Below are 23,147 nucleotides of genomic sequence, written 5' to 3' on the forward strand. Positions count from 1 at the left end.
CTAAGAGAAAACGGAGAGATGAGAGTCGCTTCGTTTTTATAGAATAAGCGCGAGTGGCTCAGTGGTGGAGTACAACCTTGCCAAGGTTGGGGTCGCGGGTTCGATCCCCGTCTCGCGCTCTTGTTATATAAGAAAACGGATTTCCAGAGATGGAAATCCGTTTTTGCGTTACACCCCAAAGTGTATCATATACTTCTGTTCATCGATCGCCTGGCTGATCTTGTCTGCAAGCGCAATCAGGTTGTGATCGTGATTGATTCTTTTGTCGCTGATCACGATATCCTGCAGTGCGGGGAGAGACTCCGGCGGGATTAAGGTAACACCATATCTGTCGAGGGCAAAGGAGGGGCGGCTGAGGGACTGTGTGTAGGTCCGGATCAACAGCAGCCGCGGCCACCAGTCATTGATATACTTGTCGTCATCGATGGCAACACAGCCATACTTCTGAGGTTCATATTTCACATAATTTTTTTCTGGATCGATTGTATCCATGATTCCAAATTCTGTCTTTATCATAAGCTCACCTGAATTCTACAGCAGCACAGTGTCCCGGTGGATTACCCGCAGGGAACAACTGTTTCAATTAACCGGTCGGCAGTTTCTTCGTCTGCGGCGATGGAGAAGAGATAGACCACTTTGTTGTCCTCATTTCGCAGGTAGACGTTCATCTCGAGGTTCTCCGGTATTTTACAGACCATTTTCTGATAAGTCTGGCCGGCCACGGTCACGGGCCGCGGGGCAGTCGGAGTCAGATCGTATTTCCCCCAGAATGCAGAAAATACATTGAGATCGTCCCTCAGAATCTGCTCCATCGGATCACTGTTATACTGAATGACGACTCCAAACAGCGACTGATCCGGAGTGACAGCCAGGAAATCGTAATAGCTTGGGATATAGTCATGAGCGGAAAGTACATTCAGTTCTTCGGCGGTCTGCACAAAGGTATATTCCGGCAGCGTAATACGGATTCCGGCCCAGGGATGCTCATAGACTGAATTCTCGAACCGGCCGGAGGGAAGATGGACGAAAAGAGGGTCCGTTATGGGCGTCTCTTTCCAGGCTCCCGAGCGTTCAAAGCTGTAGGTATGGCCTTCTATGTCGCGCGTGGTGTCGCTCACCATTATTCCATCGGCATCAAAGTAATACCAGCCGTTTCCATCCCTGATCCAGCCGCCGCGTATCAGGGTGCCGTCAGAGAGCGCATACTGCCATTGATTTCCCTTGTGCAGCCAGCCAGTGCTTTGACTCCTGCTGGCTGTGCTTACCGCGGCATATGCCTCCTGCGGCCGGACAGCCGAAACTGTACCTGCGAGTGCCAGGGACAGACATAATCCTGCGGAAATGGTAAGAAGACGTTGGTTTAATCTCATGAAGCTATGATCCTCCTGTCAGTAATACCGTCTTGCACGGTGGATTACAGTAAGTGTATCTCTTTTTGGATTGTCTGTCAAATATAAGGATGAATGAGCTGACGTTTAAATTTACAGAAGATGTAATATCCGTTATAATCAGGACAGAGGCAGTATCAGATAAGACAGCACACCGAGACGAAAGCGAAGAAAGATAAGACCGTGCATTAAGACGAAAGAAAAGCAACCGGCCGGGGCTGGAAAGGGGTGGGAATGTGAGTGAACCTGTTGCAAAGCGCCAGATGTTTGAATATGACGGGGATAATCCGTTTCATATCTATAATATTCCCTATTATCCGTCGAGCAGTGATGAACTTCTGTTTAATCACTGGCACGAGGAACTGGAGATTGTTTATACGCTGCAGGGGAATAGTCTGCATTATATTGATGGGACCTGCATCAAGTCACAGCCGGGAAGGCTGATCGTCGTGAACTCAGAAAGCAGTCATAATATCATACCGGACCGCACGGTATATGGAAGCGGAAGAAAAGTGGTTATTGCGCTGCTTATTTCGCGGGAATTTCTGGAAGGAGTATTTCCGGATTTTAAAAACATGTATTTTCTCAATGAAAAGGAATTGACGACTCCGGAAATAGGGGATTTAATGATGAGGCTGTCCCATTACGGCGATGAGGCTGAGACGTCATGCTATGAGCGGATTTATATAAAAGGACTGGTACTCCAACTTCTCTACCATATCACGCAGGAGGGAGTGGCGGAGAAAAATGTGATCCTGCCGCTGAACAATCAAAAGAACATTGAGCGGCTGAAAGGCGTCCTTCAGTTCATCGAAAACCATTACATGGAAAAGCTTTCTCAGGCGGAGATCGCGGATAAGTTTTACTTTTCCAAAGAGTATTTCGCCCGTTTCTTCAAGAAGCACACGGGGATGACCTTTATCGAGTACCTGACGAAATACCGCCTTCAGAAGGCGCGGATGCAGTTGATGGCTTCTAATTCCGGAATTCTCGAGATTGCTCTCAATAATGGTTTCTCTGACGACCGGAGACTGATTCTGGCGTTTAAGGAGGAGTATGGCACAACCCCGTTCCAATATAGAAAAATGGAAAGAAATAAAGAAGAATAAAGAAGAATAGCGGTTGTATTTTCATGTACAGGTCAATATATGGATGTTTTTGGCTAAAATACGCAAGGAATTCCCTGTCCGTCTCCGTTATAATGAGGATTATAAAAAATCAAGTTACAGGAGAGGGGAAGCAATGGGAAAAAAGAAAACCGGTTTATCATGGTCAGAAAAAATTTCTTATGGTATGGGAGACTGCGGCGCCAATGTGACAGTAGCCCTGTGTTCCACATTTTTGACTGCGTATTATACGGACACTGTGGGGATCGCTGCCGCCGCGGTCGGCACTATGATGCTGCTGGCGCGCGTGTTCGATGGGGTTACCGATATTATCATGGGGGCGATTGTCGATAAGACGAAGACCCGCTGGGGCAAGGCAAGGCCATGGGTGCTGTGGACGGCGCCGCTTATGGCGATCGCTCTGATCCTGGAGTTTAATGTTCCCGGAGGCTTAAGCGGGAATGGAAAGCTGGTCTATGCGTATCTGACCTATATTTTCCAGAACTGTATCGTGTATACAGCCAACAACCTGCCGTTTAACGCACTGCTGTCGCGCATGACGCTGAATGTTCAGGACCGCGCCTCCGCGGCGACTACGCGTTTCGTCATGACTCAGCTTACAACGCTGATTATCAATGGGGTGACAGCAACCCTCTTGTCTACGGCGGGATGGTTCTGGCTGTCGATTATTTACGGCATCGTAACATTTTTTATGTGTCTCATCTGCTTTCTGGGTACCAGGGAGCATATCGGAGAAGACGCGGAAACCGGTGTGGTTCAGGTGGAGAATGTTCCGCTGAGTACAGCACTGCCGGCACTTTTCAAAAACAGGTATTTTTATATTCAGAGTCTGCTGTTTATGTTTTTGTATATTGGAATCGTCAGTACCGGTTCCACAACATTCTATTTTTGCAATATCGTTTTAAATAATCTGGGTTACTTAACCTACATATCCATGGCGACTACGATTCCGGCCATCATCGTGAATCTTATGCTGCCGAAGGCCATTCAGAGATACGGAAAATGGAAACTGATGATTGGCGGTGCATTTCTGATGGCTCTGGGCGGGCTGATCATCGGTGCGGCCGGTTCCAGCTTCCCGCTGGTTCTTCTGGGGCTGATCATAAAAGGAACGGGAATGGGACCAATCATGTCCGGTATCTTTGCAATGACCGCGGATGTCGTGGATTACGGTGAATGGAAGACCGGAGTCCGCTCGGAGGGACTGGTCAACTGTTGTACATCCTTCGGTATGAAGGTTGGAATCGGCCTCGGCTCTGCCCTTTGCACCTGGATCATTACCATGGGCGGATATGACGGGACCGCCGCGGTGCAGCCGGCTTCCGCTGTTACTATGATTCGGTTCGGGTTTGGATACAGCGGTGCGATCATCGCGGTGATCTGCCTGGTTCTGTGTTTCATGATGAATATCGATAAGTATATTGTGGCGATTCAGAATGACCTGGAAGCAAAACGAAATACAAAATAGAGAGGTACAGATAACTATGTCAGAAATGAGTGATACAATTCGTAAACTGTTTCGGGAGGGGGATGACCGGCGGGATGCCGGTCTCACCACACCGGAGGGAATCCGGCGTTTTGACGATATCGTCTATGGGGAGGATGCAGAGCGGCAGATTCTCGATGTATACCGTCCAAGAGACAAGGCGGGGGTACTCCCGGTTATTGTGAGTGTTCATGGCGGCGGATGGGTGTATGGTGATAAGGAGAGGTACCAGTACTACTGTATGGATCTGGCATGCCGCGGATTCGCAGTCGTAAATTTCACCTACCGTCTCGCGCCGGAATATAAGTTTCCGGCGTCGCTGGAGGATACAAATCGGGTGTTTGCCTGGGTGCTGGATCATGCGGAGGAATATGGCTTTGACCGGACGCGGGTTTTCGGTGTGGGGGATTCCGCCGGGGCCCACAATCTGGGACTTTATGCCGCTGTCTGCACAAACCCGGAATATGCGGCAAAGTATCCCTTTCAGCCGCCTGAGGGATTTGTGCCGACGGCTGTTGCACTGAACTGCGGTGTCTATCGGGCACCAGTCTCCGAAGACGAGAAGGACCAGAGCAATCTGCTTATGGCGGACCTTCTGCCGGAGAGAGGGACGAAAGAGGAATACGAGAAAATCAGCCTCGTGAATTACGTGACCAGTCAGTATCCGCCGGTGTTTCTCATGACGGCTGCCGGAGATTTTCTGAGAGAACAGGCGCCGCTTCTGGTGGAGAAGCTGATGGAGTTTGAGATTCCGTTTGTATACCGGTATTATGGCAGCGCGGACCGGCCTCTGGGACACGTGTTCCACTGCAACATCCGCCTGCAGGAGGCTTCGCGGTGCAACGATGAGGAATGCGGTTTTTTTCGAAGCTATTGTTGATTCACCGCGGCCATCTGATCCAGAATAGTGAGAACTTCGGAGAGTTCATATATGCTGTAATCAGCAAGTGTACGGTCAAAATGAAAACGGTCGTCGATGAGCGCAGCTACGGTCATACCGGCTCCGTGGCCGGCCAAGATACCGTAAGTGGAATCTTCCACGACGAGACATTGTGACGGTGTACACTGCAGGACGCCTGCCGTATGCAGATAGATTTCCGATTCCTACTGGTCGATGAGGCGAGAGCCAGCAGATAGCCCCGGTCTTTTATTTCTTTTAGAAGGCCGGGTACCATTTCTTCAGACACTGAAACGTGTGGTTCAAATATACGATTTCACTGTCGATCAGAACACCGTCCATATCAAAGATCACTGCTTTTATTATCTGAAATTATCCTCCTGCTCTTTCCTGTCACTCTTTTCCTGTTCCGACCGGTACATTCCGATCTGTGCCTTTCCGGTAGCAACCATCTCTCCGGCAAGCGCGGGCGCGTCATTGTCCAGTCCCATTCTGCATCGAATGGCCAGTTCCAGCGCCATACCCAGATTAATTCCATATAGAACCGTCAGCCGCGGGTCTGTATCTGTCAGCGCGGCGGCACATTTATAAGGAGATCCGCCGATCATATCGCACAGTATGAGAAGCTCGTCACAAGTCTGCATGGTTCCGACTGCATCTTTTAAATGTTCCATCAATGTGTCCCAGCTTTGCCCGAATTCAAAATCCACGGCAGCCAGCAGCTCCTGATGTCCAATCAGCAATTCCAGCGCGCTGACCAAACCGGAGGCAAACTGCCCATGTCCTGTGATAATCAATCCTGTCATGCATTTCTCCATTCTTTTTGTATTTGCCGCAGCTTTTATTTTATAATCTCCTATATCATATACTATATACAAAAAAAGCGCAATTCCCCGTCCCTTTCCGGATGTAGTTTTTCCTGTTTTCTCCTCGGTTTTCAGAAATGTCAGAAAACCTAATAATTTCCACCAAAAACAGAATTGCTATCTCTTTAGGAAACGCTTAGAATAAAATCAGAACATTCTGTTAAAAATCGGGGGATTGCAGTATGAAAATTGGAAAAAAGATACTTCTGACCAGTGTATCCTTGATTACAGCCGGTATTCTGGCAGCGGGAGGGATTATCAGCTCGGTTTACATAAGACGTCAGCTGGACAGTACGGGGGTGTATGTGGAGACGTTGGTTGACCAGATCGCCGTCAACATCGGAACGAGAACACGGGAATATGAGGATACGATGTTAAATATGGTGCAGAACTGGGATTTGTTCGGCAGCTATTTAAATAAAAAGGACAGTAATATCTATTACAACCGCCGCGCCGTGGCTTCCTTCGTGAATCAGAGAAACACATCGAGGTCGCCAATCCTGGATTTCTACGCATTGGACAACAGCTCAGTGATCACCTATTATGATTATAAAACACAAAGCTTTAAGGATGTGAACCAGGAGATTGCAGACTATATCCGGGTCAACAGAAAAGTAATACCGAAAGGCGCCATTTGGAGGTGTTTTGTCTCAGAGCCGGAAAAGGTCTACATGATCCGGTCTATTTACAGTCCGGTCAGGCTGGAGTATGACGGTGTGATCGCGGTGGGGATCAGCAGGGATATATTTGAACGTCAGTTTCTGGCACTGGAACAGAGCAAAAATGGAAAGGTTACCATCTTAAACCCGGAGGGGGAGGTGATCTTTGGAAGGAACGGCGAACAATTAAATCCTGCGTCCATACTGGAGAAGAGCAGGGAGTCCGGTGATTCCCGCCATTTAATCAGGAGCGGAAGCAGGAGCTATCTGGTCCGAAATAAGGAAACCGAGGACAAGAAGTGGAACGTGATCTATCTTATTAACGAGCAGGAGCTCTTCGGCCCCATGAATCAGATGCTGGTGGCAATTCTGATCGTCTGCTCAGCGACCATACTGGCGGCGGTAATCTGCGCCGCGGTGATCTCTGGCAGTATTACGAGGGGAATCCGCCAGCTGTATGATCACATCCAGCGCCTTAAGCAGGGGGAGTGGACCACGCTCTCCGTCCCCTATTCCAAAGATGAGATAGGCCAGATTACCATTGCATTCAACGATATGGCGGTCAGCTTACAGGACATGGTGGAACATCTGGCCAGACAGAAGCTGGAGACGGAGCAGGCGGAGTATAAGGCGCTTCAGGCGGAGTACGGGGCACTTCAGGCAAGAGTGAATCCACATTTTATTTTCAATGCCATGGAGTCCTTAAATGCTGTTGCCAAATTAAACGGACAGGACACAATCGCCTCCATCTGTACGTCTCTGGGACGGCTGATGCGTGTGGCCATTAACCGGAGAAAGAGCACTGTGACGCTGAGGGAGGAGCTCAGCTATGTCAGTGACTATCTGGAGGTCCAGAAATTCATGATGGAGGACCGGCTGGAGGTGTTTTTTGATGTGGAACCGCAGGCGGAGGAGTACCAGGTGCCTTCTCTGCTTTTACAGCCGCTGGTGGAAAATGCGGTCATTCATGGGGTGGAGAATTTAAGCGAGGGGGCAGTGATCTTTGTCTCGTCGGATCTGATTGCCGGGCCGAAGGGAGAAGGGGCCGTGGTGATACAGATTGCAGATAACGGAGCGGGAATGGACGAGGAGACTCTGAAACGATACTGCGATTTTTCTGTCAGTGCGGAGGAAGACAGTTCCAGCCATTTCGGCCTGGTAAGCGTAGAGAAACGGATAAAAATTCTGTACGGGCAGGAGTACGGAATTACAGTGTCGAGCCAGGTGGGGAAGGGGACTGTCGTGAAGGTAGTCCTTCCTGCCATCGACAGAAACGGGGGATTTACATGATTAAAATTATGGTAGTCGATGACAATGCTCTCGTCCGGCGGGCTGTCTGCGAGACTATTGACTGGGCGGCCATGGGCTGCGAAATCGAGGGAAGGCTGACGAATGGGATCGAGGGATTCCGATATGCGAAGGAGCATCATCCGGATATCATTATCACCGATATTAAAATGCCTGGAATGGATGGCCTGGAGATGGTTAAGGCCTTGAAAGTGGAGTACGATACGTTTGCGTCGATTGTCATTACCGGTTTTGACGAGTTTCAGTATGCACAGCAGGCGCTGCGGCTGGGGGCGGCGGATATTCTGTTGAAACCGATTGAAAATAAGGAACTGGTGGAGACGGTGAGGCGGATTGCCAGAGGGAGCATGGAGGGGAGGTACGGAGTCGGAGGCCTGAAGGGAGAAAGAAATCTGCCTGGAGAAGGAAAACCGACCGGAAATGTAAGCCTCAATGGAACGTGCAGCCTGACTGAAAATCAAATCCTGACTGAAATGACCCGAGAGGGGAATATGCAGTATCTGGAAGAGAAGAAGGAGGAGCACTACGCCATAGTGGTGCGCCGGGCGCTGGCGTATATGCGGGAAAACTTAAGCAGGAAGATCACTCTGACGGAACTGGCCGACTACGTAGGATTGTCGGCGGCTCATTTAAGCCGGCTGATCAAAAAAGATACGGGGAAGAGTTTTATTGACGTTCTCAATCAGATTCGCCTGGAGACAGCGGTCCAGCTGCTCCGTGAGGGCAGATATAAGGTCTATGAGGTATCCAACATGGTGGGAATCGACAATTATGCGTATTTTTATCAGTTCTTTAAAAAAGAAACGGGAAAATCACCGACGGAGTATATTCAGAACGGAACGTAATACATTTATTCCGATCGGGCGTCCGCCTGGTAATTTGGCATCGCAGATAAAAAAAGATGTCATAATAACTAATAAAATATCATTTTTATTAAATTGTTTGTGCATGTTGAATGATATACAATAGTGTCAGTGGGAACCCCAAGAACAAAGAAAAGGAGAAGAGATATGAGAAAGAGAGAAAAAAGATGGGTTAGTCTGGCACTGGCGTCATGTATGGCCATCGCGGCTGTGACGGGATGCAGCTCGGGATCCGGGAAGACCGGAGAGACGAAGAGTGCTGCCCAGGCAGAGGCAGAAACAAAAGCAGAGGCAAAGAAGGAGGAGGGTAAGGAAGAGAAAAAAGAGGAGAGCAAAGAGGAAGTTACACTGACATTTCTTCACCACATGGGGGAACAGGGGAAGAAAGACGGACTGGTAGCGCTGTCGGAAGCATTTACGAAGAAGTATCCGAACATAAAGATCGAAGTGGAGTTCCTTTCCAGAGATGATTTTATCAATCAGTACAAACAGCGGGTAGCGGCGGACAATGCGCCTGATTTCATCAATTACCGGCCGTTTGAGACGCCGGAGGTCATCGAAGCCGGGCTGGTGGAACCGCTGGATCCCTCCATTTTCCCGGATAATATCGACAAGAATTGTATCGATTCCATATCACTGGACGGAAAGATCTATGGAATTCCTCTGGACAGAGGCGGATACGGCTTCTATTACAACAAAAACATGCTGGAGAAGGCAGGAGTGAAGCCGGAGGATTTAGATACGATGTCGGGAGTTTTAGAGGCCTGCCAGAAGATAAAGGATGCAGGAATGGTTCCGCTGGCTTCCGGTTATGCGGAATCCTGGACAGAGAATATCATCATTGAGGGCCAGACTTTTACGGGACCGATGGTTGCCGATCCGATGATTTTTGAGAAACTGATGAGTGGGGAAAAGAAATTTTCCGATTATCCGGAGTTTGTGGACATTATTACGCACGGTCAGAAGCTGGTTCGCGATTACGCGCTGGTAGATGAGAAGGCGGCAAGCCAGCAGGCTTCCGACCAGTATGCGCAGTTTGGACGCGGCGACGCAGCCATGATGATGCAGGGAACATGGGCGATCTCCGATATCCGTATTGCACAGAAGGCAGCAGGCAATACGGATGAGTTTGGATTTACGTATTATCCATGGTCTGATGATCCTGCAAAGAACTATATGCCGGCCAATGCCGATGACTCCTTCATGATTTCATCCGGGAGCAAGCACATGGAAGAGGCCATGCTGTTCGCAGAGTTTGTTCTGACACCGGAGGCGGGAAAAGTATGGGCCAACGCATCGGGCTGTATCAGTGCTCTCTCGGGCGTCAGTGCGGATAATCCGGATCCGCTTCTCACGATCTTTACGGAGGTTCTGGACGAAAAGGGATACTATTTTGAGATGAATCCGGGCCTGGCGGGCCAGTATTACCAGGATTTTGACAAGATCTATATCGAGGGAAGAATTGCGGGGGATTCTCCGGAGACGGTGATCGAGAAGTGGCAGAAATCATTTGACAATATCCGGGCAACAGGGGGCTGACGGGAATTGACGAAAAGGGAGCGGCCGGAACGCGGCGGCTCCCTTTTTTAGAAAGGAGGCGTATGCTATGAAAGGCAGATGGAAGTCTGTTAAGAGAAACAGTATTGATTTCATGTTTTTACTCCCGGCCGCCCTGGTATTCCTTTTCGTCATCGCAGTCCCGTTTTTTCAGGCGTTCGGGATTGCGTTCACAAACTGGAACGGTCTGTCGAAGGAGTATGATTTTGTGGGGCTTAAGAACTTAACCGCCCTGTTTCACGATATACAGACGATCAATGCAGTCTCCAATACTATGGAGTACACGGTAATTACCTGCATCGGCGTCAACATCCTGGCACTGGCCATAACCGTAGGATTAAATTTAAACGTCGCAGGCAACCGGTTCTTGAAAAGCGCCATGTTCCTTCCGATTATCGCCAGCCTGGTAATCACGGCTTTTATCTGGCAGAGAATTTATGGAGACGTATTTCCGGTGAACTTCGGCATTGTAAGTCCTCTTACCAGGCTGACCACGGTGATTCCGGGAATTGCCCTGATGTGTCTGTGGCGGGATACGGGGCTGGCCATGGTGATCTACAACGCCGGTATTCAGTCGGTGCCCGGAGACCTAAAGGAGGCGGCCCGAATCGATGGGGCAAACGCGTGGCAGTCCTTCTGGAACGTGACATTTCCCATGCTGGCCCCGGCCTTTACCACCTGTGTCACACTGTGGCTGGGGTATGGGTTAAAAGTCTTCGACTATCCGAAGGCGGCAACGGGTGGGGGACCGGGAAAGGCGTCCGAGACGTTTTCCCTGTTCGTATACAATCATTTCTTCACGAATAACAGGGCTGGATACGGGCAGATGGCCGGCCTGGTGATGCTGATCTTCGTAGTGGGAATCACGGGAGTGGTTACGAAGCTGCTGCGGAAGAGGGAGGTGCAGCTGTGATGGGAAAGAAATTACATACGGCCTCCGGCCGGCGTTTTATCCTGCTGAGCCTGGTCATGTGGTGTGTGACGATTCTGTTTCTGGCGCCGTTTTACGTCCTGATTATCTATGCGTTTAAGCCGAGGGAGGCGACTATGCTCAAGAACCCCCTCGCATTTCCGGATACGCTCTATCTTCAAAATTTTGTGGAGGCGGTGCAGAAATCTGATTTCCTGAGGGCCTTTACCAATTCCACGGTATCTACCGTGTGCGGAGTCGTTGTTCTGGTTCTCATCTGTTCCATGGCGGCTTATATCGTGGTGCGGCGGGGAAACAACCGGTTTTACGGAGTCTGGCAGTACATTTTCCTGGCTTCCGTCATGCTGCCGTTTCAGACCATCATGTTTCCGCTCTATAAGAATCTTATGAACCTTCATCTCTTAAACAGCCGTCCAGCCTATGTGCTCGTGTCTGTGGGATTTCAGATGGGATTTGACATCTTCCTCTACTGCGGCTTTATCAAAACCGTTCCGGTGGAGCTGGAGGAAGCGGCGGCGATCGACGGATGCAGCAGGATGGGGACCTTTTGGAGAATTGTTTTTCCATTATTAAAGCCGGTTACCATGACGGTTGTCGTATTATCGGCGCTGGGAATCTGGAATGACTATCAGATCGCCCTGGTTGTGGTATCCAAGGAGGCCGTGAGGACACTGCCCGTGGCGCAGCAGTCATTTATCGGGCAGCAGATCTCGTATCTGAATTTGGCGTCTGCGGCGTGCCTCCTCTCGATTCTTCCCATGTTTTTCTTATTCCTGTTTTTACAGAAATTCATCGTGCAGGGAGTGACCGCGGGGGCGGTTAAGGGATAGTTGGGCTTTATCAAAATGCTCAGGAAGGAGATGCAAAATGAAAATAAATAGAACGGATCTGCCCGGAAGGGCGCGGGAACTGGCGGCGGCCATACAGAAACGGTATCCGGAGGCGGATGAGTATCCATACCGTTCCTGGAGCTATCCGCAGGGCTATCTTTTGATGGGATTTATTCATTTATGGGAGAAAACCGGGGATGAGCTGTACTACCAGTATGTGCTTGCATACTGTATGGACCATGTAGCGGAGGACGGAAGTGTCCGGGGCTTTACGGGATGCAGCATGGACGACATGATGACTGGGGCCGTGCTGGTCTGGATGTATGAGCAGACGGGGGAGAAACGGTTTGAGAAGGCATGCAGAAAGATCCGGGAAACCTACCGGGATTATCCGCGGACGAGAGAAGGAGGTTTTCTTCATAACCGTACCGAGTTTCCGGGAGAAATGTGGGTGGACGGCGTCTTTATGGGGCAGATGTTTTTATGCCGGTACGGTGCCGTATTCGGGGAGACGGAGTGTTTTGACGAGGCGGTGCTGCAGCTGGAACTGATTTACCGGTACTGCCATGTGCACGACGGTCTTTTGGTACACGCCTACAGTGAGGGCTGTCTGGCTCCCTGGGCCGGTCCGGACGGCAGATCAGGATGTGTCTGGAGTGAGGGACTGGGGTGGTATGCCCTGATTCTGACTGAAGTTCTCGATCTCCTTCCCGCCGGTTATGAGGGAAAAAGAGCGGTGGAGGATCAGCTGAATCAGCTGCTGGCCGGCCTGGAGAAATATCAGAATCGGGAGAACGGTCTGTGGAGACAGGTAGTGGACCGAACTGATGACGTGGATAACTGGTGCGACACCTCGGGAAGCGCCATGTTTTTGTACACCTGGAAATGGGCGGCGGATAAGGGAATGGTGCCGGAGGAGACGGCGGAGCCTGTCTTAAGAAAAGGATACGAAGGGCTTCTTGCCCGCATCGTCCCGGGGGAAGACGGGCTGCCTGATGTCCATACGGCGTGCCAGGGGCTCTGCGTCCAGAAATGTTATGAGGACTATATCCATTATCCAAAGACCGTAAATGCACAGGAGGCGGTATGCGGCTGTCTATGGGCTCTGGTGGCAGCGATTGGTTAGGATCTGCTTGAACAGACCAATGCATTCCGGGCAAACAAAAAAGGAGAAGCGTATGAAAGCGTTAATTGTAGATGGGGAAGGCCGTTTATCGGTGGAAGAGATAAGCATGCCGCAGATTGGCCCGTGCCAGGCTCTTGTGAAAATGGAGAGCTGCGGGGTATGCAACGGAACGGATAGTAAGCTGATTCACAGGACATTTAAGAATTTCCACACATACCCTGCCATACTGGGGCACGAAGGTGTGGGAAAAGTGGTAAAAACGGGAGAATTTGTGGAAAACCTCCATGTGGGCGACCGTGTGCTGCTCCCATTTCTGGAGGAGGCGGCCGATGGATACATTCCGGGCTGGGGCGCCTATGCGGAATACTGTGTGGTGGGAGATGAGAAGAGTGCCATCCGCCATGGGATGGGTCCTGGCACAAAACAGTGGAACGAGGCCTATGCAGCTCAGACCGTTATACGGCCGGAGGATCGGGTGGATGCGGTGGGCGCTTCTATGATTATCACGTTTCGGGAGGTCTTAAGCGCCATCCGAAGGTTTGGATTTCAGCCTAATGAGACCGCAGTGGTATTCGGTGCGGGTCCGGTAGGACTCTGTTTTACCAGGTTTTTAAAGCTGCTGGGGCTTAAGACGGTCATCACTACGGATATTCTGGAGGACAAGGTGGAGACAGCGAGGCGGATGGGGGCTGATTACGCGTTTCATTCTGCCTCCTGCAATGTGACGGAGGAGGTGAAGCGGATTTTCCCGGATGGCGTGGATTATGTGGTGGACGCAGTGGGCGTCAATGCATTGATTAACGAGGCGATGGGGCTGGTGAAATACAACGGAAAAATCTGCTGCTACGGTATCTCTCCTGAACTGTCCATGAAGCTGGACTGGAGCAGCGCTCCCTATAACTGGACGCTCCAGTTCGTGCAGTGGCCCAGTAAGAGGGAGGAAGGGGAAGCCCATTCCCAGATTATGGCGTGGATTAACCAGGGGGTCCTGGATCCTATGGACTTTATCTCCGATGTGTTCCCCTTTGAGCGGATCACCGACGCATTTGAACTGATCGAGGCGAAGAAGCCGGATACGAAGAAAATCGTGGTTCGATTTTAGAAATGGAGGAGTTGGAATGAGAGAGAGCAGACTGTTTTGCACGCTGCCGGAGTACGTATGCACACCTGACGGGATGGCAGTAGACCGCCATGGAAATCTGGTGCTGTCCTGCCCGAATTACGCGGATGACAGCATTTCCGGCTGTGTGGTCCGCATCGATAAAGAGGGCCATGTGCGAAAGTGGTTCGACGTACCGGTTCATCCGGAGACCGGGGTGGCCAGAAATATGGGGATCGCCTTTGATGACGAGTGGAATCTCTATCTCTGCGACAACCAGGGCTGGAGCGAACGGGAAGAGCTGCTGTACAAGGGCAGAATTCTGAAGCTCACGGTAGATGAGGAAGGTAACATCTTAAAGACTGTCGTCGTGGCGGAACACATGGAGCATCCTAACGGTATCCGCATCAGAGGCGGGTACATGTACGTCACACAGAGCTATCTGCATCCGGTTAAGAGGCCGGATGGAAAGTTGGTGAGCTGCGTATACCGGTTCGGCCTTGACGAGGAGGGGATTCAGATTACCAATACCCTGGAGGACCGCCATATCTTCGCCACCTTTGTGACGGAGAATCCGGACTGCCAGTATGGCGCCGACGGGATCGTCTTTGATCAGGAAGGACGGCTCTATGTGGGGAATTTCGGGGACGGAGCCGTTTACCGGATTACGTTTAAGGAAGACGGAAGCCTGGACGAAAACACGCTGTTCGCCCGGGATCCGGAGGAGCTTAAAAGCACGGATGGCATGATATTCGACGAGGAAGGAAACTTGTATATTGCGGATTTCTGTGCCAATGCGATCGTGCAGGTGACACCCGGAGGAACGGTACGGCGGATTGCCCAGAGCCCGGACTGCAAAGGCGCGGACGGGGGACTGGATCAGCCAGGGGAGCCGATTGTATGGGACGGCCGGATTATCGCTTCCTGCTTCGACCTTGTGACGGGACCGGGAAAGGTGAATTTAAAACATGAAATGCCGGCTGCGCTGGTGCAGCTGCCGCTGTAAGGAGGCGCCATGGGACAGGGAACTTTAGGAAATGCGGAAGGCTGCGGGGACAACTGTATTCTGGCCCACGATCTTGGAACCAGCGGAAATAAGGCCACACTCTATCGCGCAGACGGAACGCTTATAGCCAGCTGTGTCCACGAATATCCAACGAGTTACCCGCAGCCGGGGTTTGTAGAACAGGACCCGGAGGACTGGTGGAATGCAGTCTGTGCGTCGACGAGAGAACTTTTGGAAAAAAAAGGGATACGTCCGGAGAGGATAGCCGCCGTGTCCTTCAGCGCCCAGATGATGGGCTGCCTGCCTGTGGACCGGGAGGGAAATCCCCTGCGCCCGATGATCATCTGGGCGGATACGAGAGCGGTGGAAGAGGAACGGTGGATGGTGGAACGTATCGGTATGGAGCGCGGATATGAGATTACGGGCCACAGGCTCAGCGCCTCCTATTCCGCGGCAAAGCTCTTATGGGTGCGCCGCCGCGAGCCGGACGTCTATCGCCGCTGTTATAAGATGCTGCATGCCAAGGATTTCATCATCTGCCGTCTGACGGGGAAGTTCGTGACGGATTACAGCGACGCGTCGGGAACGAATCTCTTCGATATCCGGGCGAAAATGTGGTCCGAAGAGATATTAAGGGCACTGGACCTCGATGAAGAGCTGCTTCCGGAGCTGCATCCATCGACCGATATCGCCGGGGGCGTGACGAAAGCAGCCGCAGAGGCCACCGGACTTTTGGAGGGAACGCCTGTCGTGATCGGAGGCGGGGATGGAAGCTGCGCCTGTGTCGGGGCCGGTGTGGTGGATGAGGGGAGTGCCTATCTGGTGCTGGGATCATCGTCCTGGATATCGCTGGCGTCGAGGGAGCCGTTATTCGATCCTGAGATGCGGACATTTAACTGGGTTCATTTAGACCCGGAGCTCTATACTCCCTGCGGTACCATGCAGGCGGCAGGCTATTCCTATCAGTGGTACCGCAATACGCTGTGCCGCGGAGAGATGGAGGAGGCCGCGAAAACGGGAGAAAGCCCTTATGAGCGGATCAACAGGGGAATCATGGAATCCATACCGGGAGCGGGCGGTCTTCTATACCTGCCCTATCTTCTGGGGGAGCGCTCACCGCGCTGGAATCCGGATGCCAGAGGCGCCTTTTTGGGCATGTCGGTGACGACTGGAAAGCATGACTTATCCAGGGCCGTGCTGGAAGGCGTTTGTTTCAATCTGCGGGTTATTTTAGAGAGTATGCGGCGGGAACGTGAGATGAAGGAGCTGATGCTCATCGGCGGAGGCGCCAAGGGGCAGACGTGGCCCCGGATTCTCTCGGATATCTTCCAGATGCCATTAAAAATACCGGCATACCGGGAGGAGGCAACCAGCATGGGCGCGGCGGTGTGCGCCGGCGTGGGCGTGGGAATATACCGGGATTTCTCCGAGGCGAAAAAAATTAACACCATCGTGGATACGGTGATGCCGAGGGAGGAAAACCGTCTGCGGTACGACCGCCTGTATGAGATATTTAACCATGCGTATGACGCTCTGACGGGAGTCTATGGCGAACTGGGGGCTTATCGAAAAGAGATGGGGGAAAAACATGAATAATTTTATCTGGTACAATCCTACCCGCATCCTGTTTGGAAGGGGAACCCATAACGAGGCGGGGCGGGAAACGGCTGCTTACTCCAGGCGGATTCTGCTGCTGTATGGAGGAGAGAGCTTAAAAGCTGCGGGGACGTACGGTGCGATCACAAAATCACTGACAGAGGCTGGTGTGGAATACCGGGAGCTGGGGGGCGTCCGTCCCAATCCCAGACTGTCGCTGGTGCGTCAGGGGATTTCGCTGTGCAGGCGAGAAGGGCTGGATTTCGTGCTGGCAGCAGGAGGAGGCAGCGTGATCGACACGGCGAAGGCCATTGCGGCAGGCGTCTTATATCTGGGCGATGTGTGGGATTTTTACCATACTAAGAAGCGGCCGGAGAGAGTCCTTCCTACGGGGGTGGTCTTAACCATTCCGGCGGCCGGGAGCGAAAGCAGTGACGGCAGCGTGATTACGAGAGAGGAGGAGAATGAGAAGAAGTCGTTCTGCTCACCGCTTTTGTATCCGAAGTTTGCCATTTTAAATCCGGAGCTCTGTTACACACTTCCGAAACGGCAGATTGCAGCAGGGAGCGCCGATATACTGGCCCATGTGATGGAACGGTATTTCTCTCCCAATGGGAACACGGAGCTGTCAGACCGTCTCTGTGAGGCGGCCATGAAGACGATCATCCACAATGTGCCGCTGGCATTAGCGGATCCGGACCGGTACGAGGTCTGGGCCGAACTCATGTGGGCGGGAAATGTGGCCCACAACGGACTGTTGGGAAAAGGAAGGGAAGAGGACTGGGCCAGCCATAACATTGAGCATGAGCTGAGCGCCCTCTACGACATTGCCCACGGAGCGGGGCTGGCCATCGTATTTCCGGCGTGGATGAAGGCTGTGAGCAGGAGAAATCCGGAGCGTTTTGCACAGTTTGCGGAAAGGGTATTCGGAATCGAAGCGGAGGATAAGCGGGAGGATGAGATGGCCGCGCTGGGAATCAGCTGCCTGGAGAATTTCTTCAGGAAACTGGGGCTTTTTACCACGCTCTCAGAGGCCGGAATCGATGACAGCCAGTTTTCGCGAATGGCCGGGCGTGCAGTTGCGGGCGGCAGCCTGGGAAGTATGGAAAAGCTGGACCAGACAGCGGTAATGGAGATTCTGGAGCTGGCCAGATAAGGAATGAGGAGGGAGACAGACATGAAGATAACGCCAAAGGAACTGGCCGGGTATTTTGATCACACCCAGCTGAAGGCCTATGCGGTACGGACTGATTTTGAGAAGCTGTGCAGGGAGAGCAGGGAATACGGATTCCGGATGGTAGCCATCAATCCGGCCCCGGTGGCTCTGTGCAGAGAGCTGCTTTCCGGCTCCGATGTCCATGTGGGAGCCGCCATCGGTTTTCCGCTGGGGCAGACGACGATCAACGACAAGGCCAGTGAGACGAAAGAGGCCATCCGAAACGGGGCCGATGAGATCGACTACGTCGTAAACCTGACGGAGCTGAAAGAGAAGAACTACGGATACGTGGAGCGGGAGATGGCTTCCATCGTGGAAACGTGCAGGGAGGCGGGAGTAATCTCCAAGGTCATCTTTGAAAACTGCTATTTAACGGATCAGGAGAAGGAGGCGCTCTGCCGGATTGCCCTGGAGGTGCGGCCTGATTTTATCAAGACCTCGACTGGCTTTGGCAGCGGCGGCGCCACGACAGCTGATATCATGCTGATGAAACGGATGGTGGGAGATGCGGTGAAGATAAAGGCGGCGGGGGGAATCCGTACGCTTAACACGGCGCTTGAGATGATCGATATGGGGGTGAGCCGGATCGGATCGACGGCCAGTGTTTCGATCGTGGAGGAACTGAAAGCGCGGCAGCGCGAGTCCTGAAGTATGTTTGTCATAATCTGAAGAGACTCTTATAAAGACTCCCGGACAGGCACACAGAAACGGTATGCAAAATGGTGTACAGAAACAGCCGGATGTGGTACAATGCAGGTATGAGTTTTAGCACATACATCGTACACATGCGGCCTGTTTCAGCCGTTTTGAGTGCTCAGGACAAGGAGGAATGATTTATGGAAAGAGCGATTACAATCAGTCGTGAATTTGGAAGCGGCGGACGTGAACTGGGAGTGAAACTGGCTGAGAGTCTGGGAATTCCGTTTTACGATAAGGAATTGATTTCCATGGCTGCGGAGGAGAGCGACATGTCAGAGGACGCATTTCTTCATTATGATGAGAACATGCCATTCATAAAAGATCCGCTGGACCGCCATTTTTACTCGCCGTTTTCTTCCATCTATCAGGTTCCCATGTCGGATCAGATCTTTTTGGCGCAGTCCAGGGTGATTCGGAAGCTGGCGGACCAGGGCCCCTGTGTGATCGTTGGACGGTGCGCGGATATGGTTCTGGAGAACAGTGTGAATCTGTTCATTTACGCCAGGATGAAGGACCGGATCAGACGTATGAATTCCTTGGAGACAGGCGTCGATCCTGTGAAGATGGAGAGCAGAATCCGCGAGGTGGACCGGAAACGGAAGGATTACTATCAGTATTACACCGGCAATGAGTGGGGAAAGGCCCAGAACTACCACCTTTCTCTGGAAAGCGGTCTGGTAGGCGTGGACGGCTGCCTGAAGGCGGTCCTGGCCTATTTGGAATCGGTGCAGTAGGATAAATACGATACGCCCCGGAGCGGGACAGGCCCGATGCAGTACGCAGAGCTGCGCGGCCGTGAATATGGATATCAGATTCCTCAGAAGTCGGGCAGCCGGCTTTTGGGGAATTTTCTTGTATTATGTCCACCTTTGTACTATAATAATATACATTATGGATTTTGATAAAATCTTGATGGAAGTGCGAGGTGGAAAGAAATCGATGCAGTTTGCTGAGAGAATGGACCGATTCGGAGAAGGAATATTTTCTAAATTACTGGAGATAAAAAGACAGAAGGAAGAGCGGGGAGAGACCGTGATCGATTTAGGCGTGGGGGCGCCTAACATACCGCCGGCCAGACATATTACCGATGCCCTGTGCGAGGCGGCAGCGGATCCGAAGAATTACGTCTATGCCATCAGCGACCAGAAGGAGCTTTTGGAGGCGGCAGCCCAGTGGTATGAGAGGCGCTACGGCGTGAGCCTGAAACCGGAGACAGAGATCTGTTCTCTTTTGGGATCTCAGGAAGGACTGGCCCATATTGCGCTGTCTGTTGCCGATGAGGGAGATGTCGTTCTGGTTCCCGATCCCTGTTATCCTGTTTTTGCGGATGGTCCTCTTCTGGCGGGTGCCACCCTTTTTTATATGCCTCAGAGAAAGGAAAACGGATACATCATCGATGTGAGCGAGATTCCGGAAGAGACGGCGAAAAAGGCGAAACTCATGGTCATTTCCTACCCGAACAATCCGACCACGGTCATGGCACCGGACTGCTTTTACGAGGAGGTCATCGCGTTTGCGAAAAAGTATGACATCATCGTCCTGCACGACAACGCGTACAGCGAGCTGGTATTTGACGGGAAGACGTGCGGAAGCTTCCTTCATTTTCCAGGTGCGAAAGAGGTTGGCGTGGAATTTAACTCCCTGTCCAAGACCTACGGGCTGGCAGGCGCGAGAATCGGCTTCTGTGTGGGCAATGAAGAGGTAGTGAGCCACTTGAAGATGCTGAAATCTAATATGGATTACGGCATGTTTCTGCCTGTCCAGAAGGCGGCGGTCGCGGCGATTACGGGAGACCAGGCCTGTGTGGAGACCACGAGAAAGGCCTATGAGCGCAGGCGGGACGCCCTGTGTGACGGGATGACGGAGATCGGATGGAAGATGGACAAGCCGGAGGCCACCATGTTCGTGTGGGCAAAGATACCGGATAATTTTTCCGATTCCACCTCCTTTGCCATGGAACTGGCCGAAAAGGCAGGACTTCTGGTCACTCCGGGAAGCGCCTTCGGACCTTCCGGCGAGGGATATGTGAGGCTGGCCCTCGTCCAGGATGAGGACGTACTTAAAAAAGCGGCGAGGCTGGTCGATGAAAGCGGTATGCTGCGATGAAAATGAAGAGGAGACAGTATCTCTGGAGTGCCGCGGCGGTGCTTTACGTGCTGTTTATTTTTTCCAATTCCATGAAGACGGCCGACCTCTCCTCCGCGGACAGCGGGGCGGTGCTTAAGCTGGTGCAGCAGGTTCTGACAGCGGGAGGCGTGGACAGCACGATCATTACGGAGCATGTGATCCGCAAGACGGCGCATTTTACGGAATACGCCGCGCTGGGAATACTGCTCTGCCTCTGTTTTCGGACGTTTGCCCTGTCACTGGACAGGCGCGTTCTGTCTCAGGTGCTTGTAAGCTTTCTGGTGCCGTTTACCGATGAGACGATACAGCTTTTTGTGGCTGGCCGGTCAGGACAGATCAGCGATGTCTGGCTGGACTGTGCGGGAGCGGCCTTCGGAACCGTGGTATTTATGGCAGCTGCACGGATTTTAAGCAGGACGGGAGTAAAAAAACGTGATAAAAAATTATAAGATAGTTCTTCAGTATGACGGAAGCCGCTATGACGGCTGGCAGAAACAGGGCAATACGGGAAACACGCTTCAGGGTAAGCTGGAGGGGATTTTACTGAAACTCACCGGACGGCCGGTGGAGGTGCACGGATCGGGGCGGACAGACGCCGGAGTCCATGCTCTGGCCCAGACGGCTAATTTCCATGCAGATACCGGTATGACGGAAGACCAGATCAGGGCATACTTTAATCAGTACCTGCCGGAGGATATCGCCGTGCTTTCTGTGGAGACGGTGCCGGACAAGTTCCACAGCAGGTTGAATGCTGTGAAAAAGACGTATTTATACAGGATTGAGATGGGACTAAAGAAGGATGTATTCGAGCGGAAGTACTGTTACGGACTCGGAAAATCTCTGTCGGTGAAACGGATGGAGGAAGCGGCGGCCTGTGTTCTGGGGGAACACGATTTCAAGAGCTTCTGCGGCAACAAAAAGATGAAAAAGTCCACAGTGAGGACGATTTCGGATATCACATTTGAAAAAGAAGGAACGAAACTGTTGATCCGCTATACGGGAAACGGTTTTTTATATCATATGGTCAGAATTCTCACGGGAACGCTGATCGAGATTGGGCTAGGAGAGCGCAGTCCACAGGAAATGAAGGAAATCCTGCTGAAACTGGACCGACAGGCAGCCGGCTTTACGGCGCCGCCGGAAGGTCTGTTTCTGGAGCAGGTTATGTATGAGGACAGGGAGTAACATGACAGATTTTTTAGTGAAGACATTTGTTAAGGATTATGAGAATACAGGAGATATCGGCGTGAGAACGGAGTATGGCCTGATGGCCAGCACCGTGGGCATCTGCTGCAATGTGCTTTTATTTGCGGCAAAGCTGTTTATCGGACTGCTGATCAACAGTATTTCCGTCATGGCTGACGCATTTAACAACTTATCGGATGCAGCCTCCTCCATCATCGGCTTTATCGGCGTGAAGATGGCGGGCAAGCCGGCGGATGAGGACCATCCCTTCGGACACGGCCGGGTGGAGTATATCGCGGCGTTTATCGTGGCATTTATCGTCATCCAGGTGGGTTTTTCGCTGTTTAAGACGTCTCTTGGCAAGATTCTTCATCCGGAAGAGATGACGTTTAAGTATATTTCCATAGTTATTCTTCTTATGTCCATCTGCGTGAAGCTGTGGATGGGAATGTTTAACAGAAAGCTGGGAAAGAGGATCCATTCCTCTGTCATGATGGCGACCGCGGCGGATTCCATGGGCGATGTGGGCACAACATCAGCGACCATACTGTCCATTCTGGTTTACGGAATCTGGGGGCTCAATATCGATGGAATCGTGGGCCTTATCGTGTCGCTTATCGTCATGTGGGCAGGTGTCGGGATTGCCAAGGACACTTTGGCGCCCCTGATCGGAGAGCCCATCGATCCGAAGCTTTACCGGGAGATCACGGAATTTGTTGAAAGTTTTGACGGAATTGTGGGGAGTCACGATCTGATCGTACATAATTACGGGCCTTCCAGAAGCATGGCGTCGATCCATGCGGAGGTACCGAATGATGTAAGCATTGAAAAATCCCACGAAATCATCGATTATGTGGAGCGGGAGGCACAGCGCCGCTTCGGTATTTTCCTTGTGATCCATATGGATCCCATCGAGACGAAGGACTGCAGGGTAACGGAATTTAAGGAAATGGTGGAAGCTATCGTTAAGAGCATCGATTCCAAATGCAGTTTCCACGATTTTCGTATGGTTGAAGGTGAAAAACAGATTAATCTGATCTTCGATCTGGTCGTTCCCAGGGATTACGACAGGGCGGCGAGGGAACAGATCAGGACAGAGATAACAGAGAAGGTAGCAGAGCGGGATAGCAGGTGCTGTCTGGTCATGACGACAGAAAGCGGCTTTGGTGTGGAAGAATAA

General features: G+C 51.8%; 23 protein-coding genes and 1 tRNA gene. 20 read left to right on the forward strand and 4 right to left on the reverse strand.

Annotated features, from left to right (window positions below; genetic code table 11):
- The first annotated feature begins 47 nt into the window (after positions 1 to 47).
- Positions 48 to 119, forward strand: a tRNA-Gly gene (locus H8S75_RS29870).
- 49 nt (positions 120 to 168) lie between these two features.
- Here the strand turns inward: H8S75_RS29870 and H8S75_RS29875 are convergent.
- Together H8S75_RS29875 and H8S75_RS29880 are read right to left on the reverse strand one after the other, a co-directional pair.
- A complete protein-coding gene (locus tag H8S75_RS29875; protein WP_002602260.1) occupies positions 169 to 516 on the reverse strand; it encodes a hypothetical protein in 348 nt (115 codons plus the stop codon).
- Between the two features lie 41 nt (positions 517 to 557).
- Complete coding sequence (locus H8S75_RS29880) at positions 558 to 1,370, reverse strand: choline-binding protein (protein ID WP_187024617.1); 813 nt, start codon at positions 1,368 to 1,370, stop codon at positions 558 to 560.
- Between the two features lie 254 nt (positions 1,371 to 1,624).
- Between H8S75_RS29880 and H8S75_RS29885 the strand changes: the two genes are divergently transcribed.
- From H8S75_RS29885 to H8S75_RS29895, 3 genes are all read left to right on the forward strand, one after another.
- Positions 1,625 to 2,497, forward strand: coding sequence for an AraC family transcriptional regulator (locus tag H8S75_RS29885; RefSeq protein WP_187024618.1), 873 nt, complete (start codon positions 1,625 to 1,627; stop codon positions 2,495 to 2,497).
- A 133-nt stretch (positions 2,498 to 2,630) separates the two neighbouring features.
- Positions 2,631 to 3,983: an MFS transporter gene (locus H8S75_RS29890; protein WP_187024619.1), complete on the forward strand. Its 1,353-nt coding sequence runs from the start codon at positions 2,631 to 2,633 to the stop codon at positions 3,981 to 3,983.
- 16 nt (positions 3,984 to 3,999) lie between these two features.
- Positions 4,000 to 4,881 carry an alpha/beta hydrolase gene (locus H8S75_RS29895; protein ID WP_187024620.1) on the forward strand — a complete coding sequence of 294 codons (882 nt, stop codon included), beginning with the start codon at positions 4,000 to 4,002 and terminating at the stop codon, positions 4,879 to 4,881.
- Here H8S75_RS29895 and H8S75_RS32920 read toward each other — a convergent pair.
- On the reverse strand, positions 4,872 to 5,042 hold the full coding sequence (locus tag H8S75_RS32920; protein WP_243270525.1) for a hypothetical protein: 171 nt from the start codon (positions 5,040 to 5,042) through the stop codon (positions 4,872 to 4,874). The two genes, H8S75_RS29895 and H8S75_RS32920, sit on opposite strands and share 10 nt — an antisense overlap.
- A gap of 219 nt (positions 5,043 to 5,261) precedes the next feature.
- Complete coding sequence (locus H8S75_RS29905; protein ID WP_187024621.1) at positions 5,262 to 5,705, reverse strand: PTS sugar transporter subunit IIA; 444 nt, start codon at positions 5,703 to 5,705, stop codon at positions 5,262 to 5,264.
- A gap of 242 nt (positions 5,706 to 5,947) precedes the next feature.
- On the opposite strand from H8S75_RS29905, the gene H8S75_RS29910 reads away from it, so the two are divergent.
- The 16 genes from H8S75_RS29910 (at position 5,948) to H8S75_RS29985 (ending at position 23,147) form a co-directional block, all read left to right on the forward strand.
- The gene (locus H8S75_RS29910; RefSeq protein WP_187024622.1) at positions 5,948 to 7,714 is read left to right on the forward strand and encodes a sensor histidine kinase; all 1,767 of its coding nucleotides are present in this window, start codon (positions 5,948 to 5,950) and stop codon (positions 7,712 to 7,714) included.
- Complete coding sequence (locus H8S75_RS29915; RefSeq protein WP_187024623.1) at positions 7,711 to 8,577, forward strand: response regulator transcription factor; 867 nt, start codon at positions 7,711 to 7,713, stop codon at positions 8,575 to 8,577. The genes H8S75_RS29910 and H8S75_RS29915 overlap by 4 nt, the downstream gene beginning before the upstream one ends.
- Before the next feature lie 165 nt (positions 8,578 to 8,742).
- Complete coding sequence (locus H8S75_RS29920) at positions 8,743 to 10,134, forward strand: ABC transporter substrate-binding protein (protein ID WP_187024624.1); 1,392 nt, start codon at positions 8,743 to 8,745, stop codon at positions 10,132 to 10,134.
- 67 nt (positions 10,135 to 10,201) lie between these two features.
- Positions 10,202 to 11,065 carry a carbohydrate ABC transporter permease gene (locus tag H8S75_RS29925; protein ID WP_187024625.1) on the forward strand — a complete coding sequence of 288 codons (864 nt, stop codon included), beginning with the start codon at positions 10,202 to 10,204 and terminating at the stop codon, positions 11,063 to 11,065.
- Positions 11,065 to 11,913, forward strand: a complete 849-nt coding sequence (locus H8S75_RS29930; protein ID WP_055654372.1) for a carbohydrate ABC transporter permease — start codon at positions 11,065 to 11,067, stop codon at positions 11,911 to 11,913. Before H8S75_RS29925 ends, H8S75_RS29930 begins: the two co-directional genes overlap by 1 nt.
- Positions 11,914 to 11,950: 37 nt before the next feature.
- A complete protein-coding gene (locus H8S75_RS29935) occupies positions 11,951 to 13,039 on the forward strand; it encodes a glycoside hydrolase family 88/105 protein (RefSeq protein WP_187024626.1) in 1,089 nt (362 codons plus the stop codon).
- A gap of 52 nt (positions 13,040 to 13,091) precedes the next feature.
- On the forward strand, positions 13,092 to 14,141 hold the full coding sequence (locus tag H8S75_RS29940; protein ID WP_187024627.1) for a zinc-dependent alcohol dehydrogenase: 1,050 nt from the start codon (positions 13,092 to 13,094) through the stop codon (positions 14,139 to 14,141).
- Between the two features lie 16 nt (positions 14,142 to 14,157).
- A complete protein-coding gene (locus tag H8S75_RS29945) occupies positions 14,158 to 15,144 on the forward strand; it encodes an SMP-30/gluconolactonase/LRE family protein (protein ID WP_187024628.1) in 987 nt (328 codons plus the stop codon).
- Between the two features lie 9 nt (positions 15,145 to 15,153).
- Positions 15,154 to 16,740 (forward strand): xylulokinase, encoded by a 1,587-nt coding sequence (xylB, locus tag H8S75_RS29950; RefSeq protein ID WP_187024629.1) that lies wholly within the window; start codon positions 15,154 to 15,156, stop codon positions 16,738 to 16,740.
- Positions 16,733 to 17,896, forward strand: a complete 1,164-nt coding sequence (locus tag H8S75_RS29955) for an iron-containing alcohol dehydrogenase (protein WP_187024630.1) — start codon at positions 16,733 to 16,735, stop codon at positions 17,894 to 17,896. Before xylB ends, H8S75_RS29955 begins: the two co-directional genes overlap by 8 nt.
- A 21-nt stretch (positions 17,897 to 17,917) precedes the next feature.
- Complete coding sequence (gene deoC / locus H8S75_RS29960) at positions 17,918 to 18,604, forward strand: deoxyribose-phosphate aldolase (protein ID WP_187024631.1); 687 nt, start codon at positions 17,918 to 17,920, stop codon at positions 18,602 to 18,604.
- A gap of 188 nt (positions 18,605 to 18,792) precedes the next feature.
- On the forward strand, positions 18,793 to 19,389 hold the full coding sequence (locus H8S75_RS29965; protein WP_187024632.1) for a cytidylate kinase-like family protein: 597 nt from the start codon (positions 18,793 to 18,795) through the stop codon (positions 19,387 to 19,389).
- Positions 19,390 to 19,594: 205 nt separating this feature from the next.
- On the forward strand, positions 19,595 to 20,761 hold the full coding sequence (locus tag H8S75_RS29970) for an aminotransferase class I/II-fold pyridoxal phosphate-dependent enzyme (protein WP_187024633.1): 1,167 nt from the start codon (positions 19,595 to 19,597) through the stop codon (positions 20,759 to 20,761).
- Positions 20,758 to 21,231: a VanZ family protein gene (locus H8S75_RS29975; protein ID WP_243270526.1), complete on the forward strand. Its 474-nt coding sequence runs from the start codon at positions 20,758 to 20,760 to the stop codon at positions 21,229 to 21,231. The genes H8S75_RS29970 and H8S75_RS29975 overlap by 4 nt, the downstream gene beginning before the upstream one ends.
- Positions 21,215 to 21,967 (forward strand): tRNA pseudouridine(38-40) synthase TruA, encoded by a 753-nt coding sequence (gene truA, locus H8S75_RS29980; protein WP_187024634.1) that lies wholly within the window; start codon positions 21,215 to 21,217, stop codon positions 21,965 to 21,967. Before H8S75_RS29975 ends, truA begins: the two co-directional genes overlap by 17 nt.
- Before the next feature lies 1 nt (position 21,968).
- Positions 21,969 to 23,147 (forward strand): cation diffusion facilitator family transporter, encoded by a 1,179-nt coding sequence (locus H8S75_RS29985; protein ID WP_187024635.1) that lies wholly within the window; start codon positions 21,969 to 21,971, stop codon positions 23,145 to 23,147.

The organism is Hungatella hominis, from assembly GCF_014288005.1.
GTDB classification, from domain to species: domain Bacteria; phylum Bacillota; class Clostridia; order Lachnospirales; family Lachnospiraceae; genus Hungatella; species Hungatella effluvii.